Annotated in this window: 13 protein-coding genes; 2 read left to right on the top strand and 11 right to left on the bottom strand. The window is 40.1% G+C overall.

Going from position 1 to position 15171, the window contains the following annotated elements; all coding sequences use genetic code 11:
- Positions 1-45: 45 nt before the first annotated feature.
- On the bottom strand, positions 46-1077 hold the full coding sequence (gene queA, locus QMA12_RS11575) for a tRNA preQ1(34) S-adenosylmethionine ribosyltransferase-isomerase QueA (RefSeq protein WP_087533345.1): 1032 nt from the start codon (positions 1075-1077) through the stop codon (positions 46-48).
- Between the two features lie 167 nt (positions 1078-1244).
- On the opposite strand from queA, the gene QMA12_RS11570 reads away from it, so the two are divergent.
- Both QMA12_RS11570 and QMA12_RS11565 read left to right on the top strand, forming a co-directional pair.
- The gene (locus QMA12_RS11570; protein ID WP_087533346.1) at positions 1245-3761 is read left to right on the top strand and encodes an EAL domain-containing protein; all 2517 of its coding nucleotides are present in this window, start codon (positions 1245-1247) and stop codon (positions 3759-3761) included.
- Positions 3762-3973: 212 nt separating this feature from the next.
- Positions 3974-4198 (top strand): hypothetical protein, encoded by a 225-nt coding sequence (locus tag QMA12_RS11565; protein WP_087533347.1) that lies wholly within the window; start codon positions 3974-3976, stop codon positions 4196-4198.
- 42 nt (positions 4199-4240) lie between these two features.
- Here the strand turns inward: QMA12_RS11565 and QMA12_RS11560 are convergent, their stop codons facing one another.
- The 10 genes from QMA12_RS11560 to QMA12_RS11515 form a co-directional block, all read right to left on the bottom strand.
- Positions 4241-5152 carry a hypothetical protein gene (locus tag QMA12_RS11560; RefSeq protein WP_087533348.1) on the bottom strand — a complete coding sequence of 304 codons (912 nt, stop codon included), beginning with the start codon at positions 5150-5152 and terminating at the stop codon, positions 4241-4243.
- A gap of 12 nt (positions 5153-5164) precedes the next feature.
- On the bottom strand, positions 5165-5755 hold the full coding sequence (locus QMA12_RS11555) for a hypothetical protein (protein WP_087533349.1): 591 nt from the start codon (positions 5753-5755) through the stop codon (positions 5165-5167).
- Positions 5748-6290, bottom strand: coding sequence for an RNA polymerase sigma factor (locus QMA12_RS11550; protein WP_087533350.1), 543 nt, complete (start codon positions 6288-6290; stop codon positions 5748-5750). Before QMA12_RS11550 ends, QMA12_RS11555 begins: the two co-directional genes overlap by 8 nt.
- Before the next feature lie 112 nt (positions 6291-6402).
- A complete protein-coding gene (locus QMA12_RS11545; RefSeq protein ID WP_087533351.1) occupies positions 6403-7323 on the bottom strand; it encodes a hydrogen peroxide-inducible genes activator in 921 nt (306 codons plus the stop codon).
- A 92-nt stretch (positions 7324-7415) separates the two neighbouring features.
- Entirely contained in the window at positions 7416-8684 is a 1269-nt protein-coding gene (locus QMA12_RS11540) for an inorganic phosphate transporter (protein ID WP_087533352.1), read from the bottom strand.
- Between the two features lie 39 nt (positions 8685-8723).
- Positions 8724-9401: a TIGR00153 family protein gene (locus QMA12_RS11535; protein WP_087533353.1), complete on the bottom strand. Its 678-nt coding sequence runs from the start codon at positions 9399-9401 to the stop codon at positions 8724-8726.
- Between the two features lie 171 nt (positions 9402-9572).
- Positions 9573-10274, bottom strand: coding sequence for a phosphate signaling complex protein PhoU (gene phoU, locus QMA12_RS11530; protein WP_087533354.1), 702 nt, complete (start codon positions 10272-10274; stop codon positions 9573-9575).
- Between the two features lie 54 nt (positions 10275-10328).
- Positions 10329-11156: a phosphate ABC transporter ATP-binding protein PstB gene (pstB, locus tag QMA12_RS11525; RefSeq protein ID WP_290210317.1), complete on the bottom strand. Its 828-nt coding sequence runs from the start codon at positions 11154-11156 to the stop codon at positions 10329-10331.
- A 19-nt stretch (positions 11157-11175) separates the two neighbouring features.
- Positions 11176-12825 carry a phosphate ABC transporter permease PstA gene (gene pstA, locus QMA12_RS11520; RefSeq protein WP_087533356.1) on the bottom strand — a complete coding sequence of 550 codons (1650 nt, stop codon included), beginning with the start codon at positions 12823-12825 and terminating at the stop codon, positions 11176-11178.
- Positions 12826-12840: 15 nt separating this feature from the next.
- Positions 12841-15075, bottom strand: coding sequence for an ABC transporter permease subunit (locus QMA12_RS11515; protein ID WP_087533357.1), 2235 nt, complete (start codon positions 15073-15075; stop codon positions 12841-12843).
- Positions 15076-15171: the final 96 nt, after the last annotated feature.

Below are 15171 nucleotides of genomic sequence, written 5' to 3'. Positions count from 1 at the left end.
AAACCCCAGCATTTAGCTAGGGTTTTACTTACATCTGAGTCTTATTTACTTACGGGTCAAAAACATTGCATCACCATAACTAAAAAAGCGGTACTTTTGTTCTATCGCTGTTTGATACGCACTCATGATGTTATCTTGCCCAGAAAAAGCACTCACTAACATAATAAGTGTTGATTCAGATAAGTGAAAATTAGTAACCATGGCATCAACTACGTTGAACTGATAGCCCGGATAAATAAAGATATCAGTATCACCAAAGTAACTGGCGAGTTCACCGCCGTGAATCTTTGCGGCAGATTCTAAAGAACGAACCGACGTGGTACCTACTGCAATTACTCGTCCACCATTTGCTTTTGCTTTAGCCACCAAAGCAACCACTTCATCAGGCACTTCAATGTATTCCGAGTGCATAATGTGATCATCTACAGAGTCAACACGTACAGGTTGAAAAGTTCCTGCTCCTACGTGTAACGTAACAAAGGCCATGTTAACGCCTTTCTCTTTTAGCGCGGCCATTAAAATATCGTCAAAATGGAGTCCTGCTGTGGGCGCAGCTACTGCACCAGGCTTTTCGCCATACACTGTTTGGTAACGCTTACGGTCATCGTCTGTATCTGGGCGGTCGATGTAAGGCGGTAGTGGCATGTGGCCAATATCGTTTAAAATCTCTAATACATTTTGGCTATCGGTGAATTCTAGTTCAAACAACTCCCCTTGGCGGCCAATCATGGTTGCTTTCGCTTTACCTTCAAGTGTCAGCGTGGTGCCCTCCTTGGGTGATTTACTTGCACGCACATGAGCAAGTACTCTGTGCTCATCAAGTACACGTTCAACTAACACTTCAACTTTACCGCCAGACTCTTTTTGCCCATACATACGCGCTGGAATTACTTTGGTATTGTTAAAGACCAGTAAATCATTTTCGTTCACTAGCGCTAAAATATCGCTAAATACTTTGTGTTCAAGTGCACCTGATGGGCCATCTAAAGTAAGTAAACGACTGCTTGTTCTATCCTCTTTTGGAAAACGAGCAATCAATTCATCAGGGAGATCAAAGCTAAAGTCAGCAACGCGCATATTAAATATATCCAGATCAAAAAAGTCGCGCCAAGTTTAACTGTATCAGCCGCTTTGCTCAACTAACTCAGTTATAAAATAGCCAGAATGTTTGCTTGTGATTAGGAACAAATGGCATTATCCTAATCTATTGAATTAAGCATGGGTTAATAAGAGGTAATGACTTCATGGCTAAGCAGCTAAAGTTGCTGATTTTAAACGCCAGTGTGACTGAGCGTCAGACTATTAGGTCAACTCTTACTAAACTAAATGTATTCACTTTCATTGAAGTTAGCGACACGCAACAAGCGTTAGAGATTTTAAAACATCAAGCTGTTGATGTTGTAATCACTGGCCTCGATGTGGGTAAAATTGATGGCTGGCGCTTTTCTCGGATGATACGCTCTGGGCTGTTAAAAACTAAAAAGAATACGCCCATTCTACTTACTCCTCCTATTTATTGTGAACGTATAGCTGAAACAACAGCCCGTAGTTATGGTATTGATGCTGTGCTGCCGTTTGAACGCCAAGATATGCTGCCACAAGTGTTAGCCAATGTACTGTCCACACACTTAGAAAAGAGTAGTCGCTTAAACTTACTGTTAGTAGAAGTTGACGATGACAAAGCGGCTGAAATTGAGCAAACCTTGGCGCTAAATTTTGCTTGTAATCGCGCTACAACCAACAAACAAGCATTAGCAACTTATTTACAGCAAGACTTTTCTATTGTGTTGCTGGATGCAACTGCAGATCTTGCAGGACCTGCCAATGAGCTAGTCAAAGAGATATTGCAACACAATTCTAAGCAAGCGATTGTAACCATTATTGAAACGAATGATGCTGATTACACAGAGCAATTGCTTCTTTCTGGTGTTACCGATTTTATACGCGCCCCTTACGAACAGTCTTTTTTGAGCAAAGTGTGCGACCATGCCGCGCGCCGTGAAGATTTTATGGTAAGTTACGCTGAGTTTGCACAGAAGGTTGAACAATTAAGTCAAAGCCAAAGCCGCTATAAAGAACTGTTTTCTGCGCACCAGCGTATTTTATTACACTTAAATACCGTCGTGCTTGAGTTCGATCAACAAGGGCTTATCCGCTTTATTAATCCGGCTTGGGAGTCACTCAGTGGCTTTGGCATAAAACATACTTTAACTAAATCACTCACTGATTTTTGTGTTGATGAATGCAAAGTAAAATTGTTAAGTACAATCAGCACGATACTACAAGATGGTATAGAACAACAAAAAGTTGAAATTCAGATCATCCATAAGGATGGCCGTGCAATATGGGTTGAGTGTCGCTTACAACTAATAAAAAATAGCAGTAGCGCTACTACTATCACTGCAACCATTGATAACATTCATGAGCGTAAACAAGCAGAGCTACAATTACGCCACCTAGCTTTGCATGACACTTTAACCGGCTTGCATAACCGATATTACTTTGATCAACAATTAAATCGTATTTGCCAAACAAGCAATACCTTTGCTGATGTAGAACATGCACTGATTTACATTGATTTAGACCACTTTAAAATTATCAACGATAGCAAAGGCCATCAACAAGGTGATATTGTTTTAAAAGAAGTCGCTCAGTTGTTTACAGCCAATATTAGTGATGAACACCTTGTTTGTAGAATTGGTGGTGATGAGTTTGCGGTTATCTTAAAAAACATAAACTTGTTAGACGCTCATTTGGTAGCTGAAAGCATCTGCATGGCAATTGAAGGCCATCAATTCAAATCGGAAGAACAAATTTATTCAATTAGCTGCTCTATTGGTTTAACACAAATAACAGCAGCCAATCACGACCCGAGTGAGTGTTTAAAGCAAGCTGATATCGCCTTATATATTGCCAAAAATTTAGGCCGTAATTTGGTTCATTGCTATTCTAAAGACGACGCCAGCCATAATACATTACAAGCTGGCCTAGAGTGGGGCCACAGCATCCGCCAAGCCCTTCAGCAGGATCAAGTTGAACTGCATTATCAACCTATCTGGGACTTCAAAAAAGGTGAAGTCGCCTACTTTGAAACACTTCTGAGATTAAAGCTTGATGGTGAATTGATATATCCAAACCAATTTATACCTTCTCTTGAATTACTCAATGACACCTACTTAATGGATCAATGTGTAATTCGTAATGCTGTTGCAGCTATCGCAGCTAATCCAGAGCTCAATCAAATTGCGATTAACTTATCTGCTCAATCATTTTTAGATGAGCGGTTACTACCCCATATTGAATCAACCCTTGAGAAGTTCAATTTACCGGCAACTCGGGTGATTTTTGAAATAACTGAATCTGCCAGTATAAACAATTTAGCTGCAACAAGAGCCATGATTGAAAAACTAAACCGTCTTGGCTGCCACTTTTCAATTGACGATTTTGGTACAGGCTTTAGCACCTTTAATTATCTAAAACAACTCCCTGCGCAACATGTAAAAATTGATGGCTCGTTTGTTCGGGATATGCTTAATGACCCTATCGATTTGGCCTTAGTAAAAGCGATTAATGATATTAGCCGCTCTTTAGATAAGCGCTCTGTAGCGGAATATGTTGAAAATGAAGAGATATTTTTAGCACTAAAAGAAATTGGTGTTGATTACGGACAAGGCTACTTTATTTCACGCCCTGTACCGGTAGAAAAAATAAAAAATGAGCTTGAAAAAATATCTCAAAACAAAACTTTTTACGAACAATAACCTAGCTCAAAAAACATACTTTCTTGCGTAATTCTGCGTATTTTTTACTTCCATATAGCTGTAACTCATCTATACTTTGTACACGATGTTGTTAAATGTCTTGTTTTTACTGTGATAAACAAAAATTCACATGACATCACTAATTAGCTAGAACATACTACTGAGCAATTAACATTTTGTTAGTGGTATTGTCGAATTTAAGGAGTTAAATTATGACGCAATTGATCGTACTACTGCTATTGGTAAATTTAGGGATAACTTATCAGTGCTACCGCTATGCTTGTTTAAAAGGCTACCCTGTTACTACATTTACTTGCCTAGGCTTAGTACCCTACTTTAATCTAGTGGTATGGGTGTATTTATTGTTTTTACCGGATATTACTCCATTCAATAAGCAGTTTGAGTATGAAGAACACAATGAAAAGCAGCCTTTATGACAGGCTGCTTTGTTGGTCAGGGATCGTTCTTAATAAGTTGTATTAGAACTCATAGCTAATGGCTTTAAGGGCTAAGTCATTAGCTTTAATATCGCCCATTACACACTTTTTTATATCCGCCTTATTAAATACTTTGATCATACTTTTTCTGTTATCAGCCAAACCATTGAGCACAAAACTTACATGCTCATCATTAGGTAAGTTACGCAACCCACTGCCATAGTCACACAAAGTTAAACTGATGCTGTTATTAACCTGGGTGAGCAATTTTTGTTGCTCTACGGCTTGCTGTTTGGCATGCTCTGCTTGTTTTTCAGTTATATCTTGACGCAGTTTCTGTTGCTGTTTAGTGAGCTTTACTTGTTGTTTTTCAAGTGCTGCAATTTCTTTTTCAAGGCTCTTTTTGCGTTGCGCTAACTCTTTTGCTTCTGCGCTATTATCATGGCGGCTAGCAAACTCAAGATCACGCTTTTCACGCTCTAAATCGCGTAGTTCACGACTTATATCACGCTCTTGTTCTGCTGCTTCTCTTACTTGTTCAGCCCCTTCTCTCATTACTTCCATAGCTTGTTGATAAGCTTTACGGGATGACTCAACAGCATGTTCGCTTATTGCTTGGGCATGGTCGCTAATAAACTCAATATTCACTTCAGAAAAATCAATCTCAGGCAGAGGAGGTAATGGCGCATTAGGTACGCTACTAAAAAAACTTTGCCAACGGTTCGAACTTCTAATGTCTAATTCAAAAACAACACCTTGCTTAACAAGATAATGAGCTTTTATAGCACGCACAGCTTTATCGGTATCTTGTTTTAATGCTGCGCTAAGAATGTTCTCCATAATGCCAACTTCTCGCTGTATGGCAGCTAAATCATCCGGACTTTGTGCAAATAACTTGCTACTCGTACAACCTAGCATGGCAATAATAACGCCGCTAATCAGTTTATTATTCATATTCATTTACTCCTAATTTTTTGCGATAGCTGCCAATGGCTGCTCTTGAACTTGTTCGGCTAAATCGTTTAACTGCATCCGTAGATAAGCTTGATCTTGAGCACGCTGCGTTTTGAAATAAGTCAGTAAATTATTAAGATCTTCCTGGCGCTCAACCCGTCCGGTAGCTATTGCCTCTTTTGCTAGTTGATACATATGTTGCTGTTGTAACTCATTTTGTGCAGTTATAACTTTCTGTAACTGGTCTATTTGCTTTTGCTGTGATTCTAATAACTGTGTTTGTTTAGCGACCTGATTCAGTAATTCTGGCGCCTGTTGTTTTGGCATCACTAAAAAAATTAACGAACAAACCACAACTGATGCCGCAACAGCCCATACCCCAGCCATACTAAATACGCTTACAGAAGCGAACTGTAGCATGGTCGACTGGCGATCCCACTGTGGCACTGGCACCGTTTTATATTCATTACTATGCTGCTGCCAGACTTGTGCTTGGCTCATCAGCGCACTATATTCAGGATCATTTTCAAGCTGCTGTAATTGCGCAGCATTCAAAACATTGCCTTCTAACCATTGCTCAAAAAGCGACTCTAAATTAGCCATCAACGGCCTCCAAATGAACTTTTAATTTGCCTAATGCACTATATAACCGTGACTTGGCGGTATTTATGGAAATATCGAGCTGCTCAGCTATCTCTTCGAAAGTGCAATGCTGAAAAAACTTTAACTCGACCACTAAACGCTGCTCCCACGGTAAGTTATTTAACATTATTTTTAATTGTTGATGCTCAACTTGCACTAACTGATTATTCTCTAGTTCGCTATGCTCACACACCTGTTCAGGCACTTCATTAAGGCTCTGAAACTGCTTACGGCGCCGATAATACTCAACACTACGCCGGTGCACTATTTGAAATACCCAGGTGTTAAAACTTGATTCACCGCGAAATTTTGGCAAACTTTTGTACACAGAAATAAACACTTCCTGCATTAAGTCCATTGCATCATCAGGGTTGCTCAGCATCCGCAAACAATAGTTATAAACTTGGCTCTCATGCTGTTTAACCAGCTTAAGCCATGCACGTTTATTACCTTGTTGTGCCTTTGCGATTAATGTTTCTAGTGATTGAAAAAACACAATTCTCAATTTTTAATTAACTTACTTATTAGATTAGTCGAGGGGAGAAAATAAATAGTTTGAAATGAGATCAAAAAAGCTCAAATAAATTGAGCTTTTTCAGTATTTGTGGCTAGGAGGCATTGCCCATTTGACATTGCTTATTTAAAAACTCCTCGAGCGCTTGGCTAAACAATCTAAAATCTCGAATTCGACCGGTCGTTTTACGCCACAATATTCCAATATCGCGGTATGCATCACCCTTTGATGGTGTTGCAAGCATATTTTTATTGGCAAGAATCCCTGCATTGATCGCCATTTGTGGTAGGAATGTTACGCCGAGCTGATGTTCAACCATGCTTAGTAACGTATGCAGGCTTGCCGCTTCAAAGGGATTAATACAACTTGAACGATTTAAATGACAAGCGCTTAGTGCGTGCCCTGTCATGCAATGTTCACGCTCTAATAAAAATACACTCGCATCTGGTAATAAATTAAAGTCTTCAATACCTGCGGCTGGTTTGTAATCTGAGTGATGCACTAAACTAAAATGATCTTGAGCCAATACTTGGGTATGAAACTTATCGGTATCATAGGGTAAGGCAAGTAGTGCTAAATCTATATGGCCATGCTCTAACTTATCTAGCAACTGATCACTGGTATCTTCGACCAGTATCAGTTCTAATTCGATAAAGTTTTGCTGGCAAAAATGGTATAAAGGCGCAGCTATAAAGCTTGCTATGGTAGGTATTACCCCTAACGTTAATTTACCACTTAATGGGTTTAAATGACTTTTAGTCAGCTCTTTAACGCTTAGTGTATCGTCAATGATTTTACGGGCACGTTCAGCAACTTCTTCGCCAATAGCAGTAAACATTAGGCTGCGATTTTCACGCTCAATTAACTGGCAACCGAGTGTTTCTTCTAGAGTTTGAATTGCACTACTTAACGTTGACTGACCGATAAAACAAGCACTGGCGGCACGGCCAAAGTGTTGATGCTGATGCACAGCCAATAAATATTGCAGCTGTTTAATACTGGGTAAATTAGTCATTACTTTGTTACCTACAAATAAAAAGACCCCAATACCTAGGGCATTGAGATCTTTTCAAGCTAAAAGTCTGTGCTACTTAAAAGCTGCGGGAATTAGACTCCGAACGCAATTCTTAATATGTAGAAAATAACAATAGCAAGACCTGCACCAACTGGCAATGTTATTACCCAAGAAACCACAATGTTTCTTACTACACCCATATTAAGTGCAGCTATACCACGGGCCATACCCACACCTAACACAGCACCAACTAAGGTTTGTGTAGTAGAGATAGGCAAGCCCGTACCTGATGCAATAACAACAGTCGATGCTGCTGCAAGTTCCGCAGCAAAACCACGGCTAGGCGTTAAATGCGTAATGCCTTCACCAATAGTTTTGATTACTTTTTTACCTAAAATAGCAAGGCCTGCCACAATACCGATGCCGCCTAATGGTAATATCCACCAAGCTAGGGCCGCTTTTTTAGCAATCTCACCGTTATTTTCAACGATATTAACAACAGCAGCTAGTGGTCCAATTGCATTGGCTACATCATTTGAACCATGGGCAAATGCCATACAACAAGCGGTTAATACCATTAAGATAGCAAATACTTTTTCAACATTGTTGAACTGCATTTTTTTATCCGCTTGTGGGTCTATCTTTAAGCGAGAGATAGCAATTTTACCAATAATACCAACGATTACAGCAATACCGATAGCAAACGCATAACCTTCAACCGCACCTAAATTAATACCAATATGCTTTAAGCCTTTTTTAATAGTCACTAAAGACATAATAAAACCGGCTAGACCCATATATACAGGCACAAAGCGTTTAGCGTTTTTAAGTGGAGCTTCGGTATCAAAAATCAGTTTTTGCGCACTCATAAAGATGAGGTAAGCGATAAAGCCCGAGATAGCAGGGGTGACAATCCAACTACCTACGATACCTGCAACTTTACCCCATTGAATGGCTTCACTGCCTACTGCAACAAGAGCAAAGCCAATAATTGCACCAATGATTGAGTGAGTTGTTGAAACAGGCCAGCCTAAAAATGATGCAATAAGTAGCCAACTACCTGCTGCAAAAAGAGCAGAGATCATACCCAGCACCATCAATTCTGGAATATCCAAGAATGGAGTTGAATCGATAATACCTTTACGAATCGTCGATGTTACCTCGCCGCCTGCGAGATAGGCCCCAGCAAACTCAAAAATCATCGCAATAAAAATAGCTTGCTTGATAGTTAACGCTTTTGAACCTACTGAGGTACCCATAGCATTAGCAACGTCATTCGCGCCAATACCATAAGCCATAAAAAAACCGACTGCTGCGGCAATTAAAATTAATACCGTGCCATAAGATGCAATGATATCCATTGTGTAACCTTAATCTTTCGTTATTGAACTGAGTGTAAATTAACGAGCTAACATCAGCTCAAGACGTGAACCTACGCGCTCTGCAATATCAGCAAGCTCGCCAACCCATTCAATGATTTTATATAAAAACATTACATCAACTGGGTTTAGATCATCTTCAACGACGCGTAATTGGCGACGAATTTTGATTTGCATATCATCCGTGTCTTGTTCTATTGCATCCAATTCAACTAGCATTTTCTCTACTAAGGTCACTTCACGACCTTTAAAACCGGTCTCTAGTAACTCATCTAACTCATTAATCGCATTGGATGCTTGTTTAGTTGCATCAACACAACGAGTTAGATAGGCTAAGAAATCAGTTTGAATCTCTTTAGGGATGGTCATCTCACGACCAATTACACGACCAGCAATGTCTTTTGCTTTATTAGCAATTTTATCTTGTTGGGTGACGAGTTCGAGCAGATCTGTACGTTCTACCGGCATGAATAAGCCACGCGGTAGTTGTAAACGTATATTTCGTTTCATATCGTCGGCTTCACGCTCTAAATTGCGAATGTTCAAGCGAATCTCTTCTGCTTGAGCCCATTCTTCTTTAAATACGTGATTGAAAAAAGGGATCAAAGCTTTACTTGCTTGATGTACCTTTTTGATGTGATCTTCCATTGGCTTGATAGGAGATTTTGCGAATACCCCTAAAAATGCGTTTGTAGGCATAACTGACCCTTAAATCAAATTAGTATGCTTTGCGGCGTGAATTTTACAGCATTCACAACGATTGTGAACGCTTTTTATTACTTCACTGCGCCCTGAATACAATATTAATAACAGCACTCATAGAAAAAGCGACCTAAAGCCGCTTTCAATAATAAATTATCAAAGTCATTTTTATAATGACTTTTCTATATCTTCTTGAGATGTATGACGAATATCTTTACCGTTAACAAAATAGATGATGTATTCAGCAATATTCTGACAACGATCGCCAATACGCTCTAATGAACGAACAGACCACACTAAATCCATAATTTTTGGGATTGAACGTGGGTCTTCCATCATATAGGTCATAATTTGACGTGTGATCGCTTCATATTCACGGTCAACCTTGGCATCTTCTTTGTGAACTTCAAATGCTTTCTGTACATCCATACGCGCAAATGCATCTAATACATCATGCAGCATTTTAGATACCTGACGCCCCATGTTTTCAATGTTCACTAATAAATCTTGCTGATCTTTGGTAAACGAATCTAACGCAACTTTAGCAATACGTTCAGCTTCATCACCAATCCGCTCAAGATCGGCAATGGTTTTAGCTATCGCAACGACTAAACGTAAATCGCTCGCAGCAGGCTGACGACGAGCAATAATGCGTGTGCACTCATCGTCGATGTTCACTTCCATTGCGTTTACTTTATAATCATTTTCTCGTACTTTGCGCGCAAGCTCCGCATCACCATTACTGACAGCATCTAGCGCACTATTGAGCTGCTGCTCAACTAAGCCTCCCATGCTTAAAACATGGTTACGTACGTTCTCAAGCTCTTGATTAAAGCGACCTGAGATATGCTTATTAATATTGTGTTCCATTGTTTACCTTCTTATCAAATTCGTAATAACACTGCAAAATCGGTAGCAATTACCTTAACCGTAACGACCTGTAATATAGTCTTCAGTTTTCTTTTTGCTCGGTGTAGTAAATAGAGTATTGGTATCTGCGTACTCAATTAACTCACCCATGTACATAAATGCTGTTTGATCAGATACACGTGCTGCTTGTTGCATGTTATGAGTAACAATCACAACGGTAAACTTATTTTTTAAATCGTTTATCAATTCTTCAATAACTAACGTAGAGATAGGATCAAGTGCAGACGTTGGTTCATCCAGTAACAAAACTTCTGGTTCAATCGCGATTGAACGGGCAATCACTAAACGTTGTTGCTGACCGCCTGATAAACCAAATGCACTGTCATGAAGTCTGTCTTTAACTTCATCCCATAATGCAGCACCACGAAGTGACTGCTCTACAACTTCATCTAGCTTACGTTTTTCTTTGATCCCTTGTAAGCGTAGGCCATAAACCACATTTTCGTAAATTGATTTAGGAAATGGGTTTGGACGCTGAAACACCATACCAACATTACGACGAAGGGCTGCAACGTCAACGCTTTTATCGTATATATTTTGTCCGTGTAGCAGTATTTCACCATCTATACGACAAATATCAACTAAGTCATTCATGCGGTTAATACAACGTAATAGTGTTGATTTACCACAACCTGATGGCCCGATAAAGGCAGTTACTTGGCCTTTAGGGATTTTCATATTCACTGAGCTTAGCGCTTGCTTATCACCATAGTAAAGATCTAAGTCTTTGATCTCGAGTGCCGTTTGCTCAGAGGCTAAATTTTCTAAGTCCAATTTCAAGCTACTGCCTGACTGGTTAACTTGTGGAGCGACTGTAATCATGTCTTTTTACCTTTACTAATTAATGCTCAAGCGATCTGAATTTTTCACGTAAATGATTACGTATGCCGATTGCTGTGATATTCAATGTAATAATCACCGATACTAACAAGAATGCTGTGGCGTATACTAGCGGACGAGCCGCTTCAACGTTAGGGCTTTGGAAGCCTACGTCATATATATGAAAACCTAAGTGCATAAACTTTCTATCTAAGTGAAAATATGGGAAGTTTCCATCAAGTGGTAATGTAGGTGCCATTTTAACTACACCGACCAACATTAATGGTGCTACTTCACCCGCTGCGCGAGCAACGGCTAATATTAAACCTGTCATAATGGCTGGGCTTGCCATTGGCACTATGATACGCCACAACGTCTCAGCTTTAGTTGCTCCGAGAGCTAACGAACCATGACGAACGGTACTTGGAATACGTGATAAACCTTCTTCCGTTGAAACAATAACAACCGGTAAGGTTAAAATAGCTAAGGTTAATGCAGACCACATTACACCGGGGGTACCAAATACAGGACTTGGCGCCGCTTCAGGGTAGAACAATTGGTCTAAGCTACCACCGAGCATGTATACAAAGAAACCTAAACCAAATACACCATAAACAATCGAAGGTACACCCGCTAAATTGATTACCGCGATTCGAATCATTTTTGTGACGGCATTTTTAGACGCGTATTCATGAAGGTAAATCGCGGCAATAACACCAAATGGAGTCACAATCACCGCCATCAGCATTACCATGAAAACAGTACCAAAGATTGCGGGGAATACCCCACCCTCAGTATTTGCTTCACGAGGATCATCAGCAACAAACTTACCCAATTGCACAAAATAATGGCCTAGCTTTGCAAAGAAGCCCATATCATTTGGTTGCCAAAAATCGAGTACTTGGTACAGCGGGATCGTTACCACTTCACCACGCATATCTTTAACCATGACTTGGTCACGCTTTGCTTGATTACGTAATGCGAACAACTGTTTCTCTAACACGAGATATTCAGCACGAAGTTCAGCCCTTTCTTGTGCTAACTCTGCCACGCGTTCGTCTGTTAATGCATCATCAAGTAAATAAGATTTCTCTCTTAAACGAATACGCTCTAACTCGTAGTTTATATGACCAATATCACCATTTTGTAAATCAAGCGCTTCTTCGTTTAACTCAACAGCGCGTTCTACAAGCTCTTCTAATAGCTCTGTTTTATTATTAGTGATGACTTGCCCGTCTTTTATCACCTGTTCAACATAACCGTAGAAGTTACCGTTTTTACTACGTTCGAATACTGCTAAGTCCGCAGGCATAGATTTTGATTTTATGTCTGTTTCTAAAATCCAACGAAAATCTAAATCAACGTATTCACGGTTACCAGTTTTAATCAATAAACGCTCTAAATGCTCTTTGTCAAAGCCTGACAAATCAATACCCATCGCCTCTAAGCGAGACTTTGGCACCATTTCACGGTCATAAATTTCACCAATAACAGTTTGCTTTGCAACTGAGCCATCTAACTCAAACTGCGCAACTTCTGATGGCCAGAAAAAGCTTAAACCTTTCCAAGCAATCATTGCTAATAACCCTAATACAGAGATTAAGCTGATACTTACTGCACCACCTGTCATCCATATCCAAGGAGAACCTGACTTAAACCACTGCTTTACCATGTCGTGTCTCTCCACTTACATTGAGCTGTATTTATCACGCAGCTGCTGACGAACAAACTCAGCTACTGTGTTGAAAATAAAGGTGAATATGAATAATACAAATGCTGCTAAGAACAAGATGCGATAGTGAGAACTACCCACTTCAGACTCTGGCATTTCTACTGCAATGTTTGCGGCTAATGTACGCATACCTTGGAAAATACTCCAATCCATAATTGGCGTATTACCCGTTGCCATAAGTACAATCATGGTTTCACCTACCGCACGACCTAAGCCCATCATTACAGCAGAGAAAATACCTGGGCTGGCTGTTAGTAGCACCACACTCACTAAGGTTTGCCATTGCGTTGCACCTAAAGCTAACGAACCATTCGAAAGATGTTTTGGCACGCTAAATACCGCATCTTCTGCTATTGAGAAAATAGTTGGGATAACGGCAAAGCCCATTGCAATACCCACAACCAATGAGTTACGTTGGTCAAAGGTCATACCAAGCTCATTGGTTAAGTACTGACGTACATTGCCATCAAACACCCACAATTCAATTGCACCACTCATGGCAAAAGCTAGCCAACCGATAAGTAATACCACTGGGATTAATAAAATTGAATGTGAGCCTTCAGGAATACGATGACGGATGCTCGAAGGTAATTTAGTCCAGCCGTAAGCGGTACCTAAAATACCCAATGGCAGCATAACCAACAAACCGACAATAGCAGGTAGGTGCTCTTCAATTAATGGTGCAAGCCATAAACCCGCTAAGAAACCAAGTATAACTGTTGGTAATGCTTCCATGATTTCAACTGTTGGCTTAACCACCTTACGTAATGAACCAGACATAAAGTAAGCAGTATAAATTGCTGCTGACAATGCAATCGGCACAGCGAACAACATGGCATACATAGCTGCTTTGATTGTACCGAATGAAATCGGCACTAATGAGAATTTTGATTCAAAGTCGTCACTGGCTGAGGTTGACTGCCAAATATAACCTGGCTCAGGGTAACCTTCGTACCATACTTCTTGCCATAGCGCTGACCATGTTACCTCTGGATGCTCGTTATGAATTTCTAGCACGGTTAACTTATCATCCGCTAAAACCAATGCTGCATTTGAACGCGGCGCAATAGCAAAGTTCTCGATTGGGCCTTCACTTACTTTGCCTTGCCATAACTTAGCCTCACTAGTGGTGTAATAAACACCTAACTCACCATTAGAGCTAGTAGTGAAAAAAGTACGGCGATAAAATTCAGTGAAGATATCTAACTTACTTTGTTTAGATGTTTCGAATGAGCGAATTTTTTGATACTCACGACCATCATCAGTGTTTACTTCAAACCACTGTGACACTTCACCGTTGTCATTTGCCAACATCAACGAGTTAGCCCCAGCCAGCAATTTAGCCGAAACAAGGTTGGCGTTTTCTTCGTTTGCGGCCAGTATTTGAATTAACTCAACTTCACTTGGGTAACGAGTATCGTAAATATAAATTTGATTTGCGGTACGAACAAAAACACGCGTCGTATCAGGCGACATAAGAAGCTGATCAACACGTCCTTCTACATCTAGCTCAGTGCGCTCTACTTGCCATTCAACCTCGCCTGTAAACATATTTTCTTGTGCCACAAAGCTACTAAATACAATGCGCTTATCTGCGGTTTGTGCAACCACAGCGGTACTTTCTTCAAAATGGCTGAATGCAAACTGCGATAAAGCAATTCCTCCATCATCAACAACTAACGAAATCTCACCCAGCGGATAATCTAGTCGAGGTGTTAACTTGCGAGTATTATTTGGAAAAGTAACAAGGAACTTTGGTGCAACAATACTAACAGTACCGTTTTCTAAACCGTATGCATATAAACCTTGAAATGGTGCGCTGTTAGCAAAGCTTGTTACATCCGCTTCTAGCGAAACATCGAGTGATTCAAGTTTATCGCCAAAAGAGGCTTCTGCTACGCTGTAGAAATCAACATTACCTTGCTTAGAAAGTAAAAAAGCGACTTCAGTTTGCTCTTCCACCCCTAAACCGACGACCTGCTCTGTATTATTTAATGCAAAGCTATCGCGGGTTTCAACTTTAGCTGATTCGAAAATAGGTTGAACAACGTAAAGCAGATAAAAGAATATTAGTAGCAAAGCTATTAATACCATTATACCGCCAGCAGTAATGCTAAATTGGGCAAACCTGTCTTTAAATAGACGGCTTCTATCCGTATTAAAAGACGGTTTATTCGGATTGGAAGTCATCGAAACACCTTTAAAACTTAACGTTGGGCTGATTATATTTCACCAAGATGACAGTATTGTTACAGCCGTCACAATTCCGAGGTTAAGTTTTCATAT

The organism is Pseudoalteromonas sp. APC 3893, assembly GCF_030408095.1.
GTDB lineage: Bacteria > Pseudomonadota > Gammaproteobacteria > Enterobacterales > Alteromonadaceae > Pseudoalteromonas.
The sequence above is the reverse complement of the archived record's forward strand: the minus strand, read 5'-3'. Positions and strand labels throughout refer to the sequence as shown.

Coding starts and splice junctions, on each gene's coding strand:
- queA (WP_087533345.1), bottom strand. CDS start 1,077: ATGCGCGTTGCTGACTTTAGCTTTGATCTCCCTGATGAATTGATTGCT.
- QMA12_RS11570 (WP_087533346.1), top strand. CDS start 1,245: ATGGCTAAGCAGCTAAAGTTGCTGATTTTAAACGCCAGTGTGACTGAG.
- QMA12_RS11565 (WP_087533347.1), top strand. CDS start 3,974: ATGACGCAATTGATCGTACTACTGCTATTGGTAAATTTAGGGATAACT.
- QMA12_RS11560 (WP_087533348.1), bottom strand. CDS start 5,152: ATGAATAATAAACTGATTAGCGGCGTTATTATTGCCATGCTAGGTTGT.
- QMA12_RS11555 (WP_087533349.1), bottom strand. CDS start 5,755: ATGGCTAATTTAGAGTCGCTTTTTGAGCAATGGTTAGAAGGCAATGTT.
- QMA12_RS11545 (WP_087533351.1), bottom strand. CDS start 7,323: ATGACTAATTTACCCAGTATTAAACAGCTGCAATATTTATTGGCTGTG.
- QMA12_RS11540 (WP_087533352.1), bottom strand. CDS start 8,684: ATGGATATCATTGCATCTTATGGCACGGTATTAATTTTAATTGCCGCA.
- QMA12_RS11535 (WP_087533353.1), bottom strand. CDS start 9,401: ATGCCTACAAACGCATTTTTAGGGGTATTCGCAAAATCTCCTATCAAG.
- phoU (WP_087533354.1), bottom strand. CDS start 10,274: ATGGAACACAATATTAATAAGCATATCTCAGGTCGCTTTAATCAAGAG.
- pstB (WP_290210317.1), bottom strand. CDS start 11,156: ATGATTACAGTCGCTCCACAAGTTAACCAGTCAGGCAGTAGCTTGAAA.
- pstA (WP_087533356.1), bottom strand. CDS start 12,825: ATGGTAAAGCAGTGGTTTAAGTCAGGTTCTCCTTGGATATGGATGACA.
- QMA12_RS11515 (WP_087533357.1), bottom strand. CDS start 15,075: ATGACTTCCAATCCGAATAAACCGTCTTTTAATACGGATAGAAGCCGT.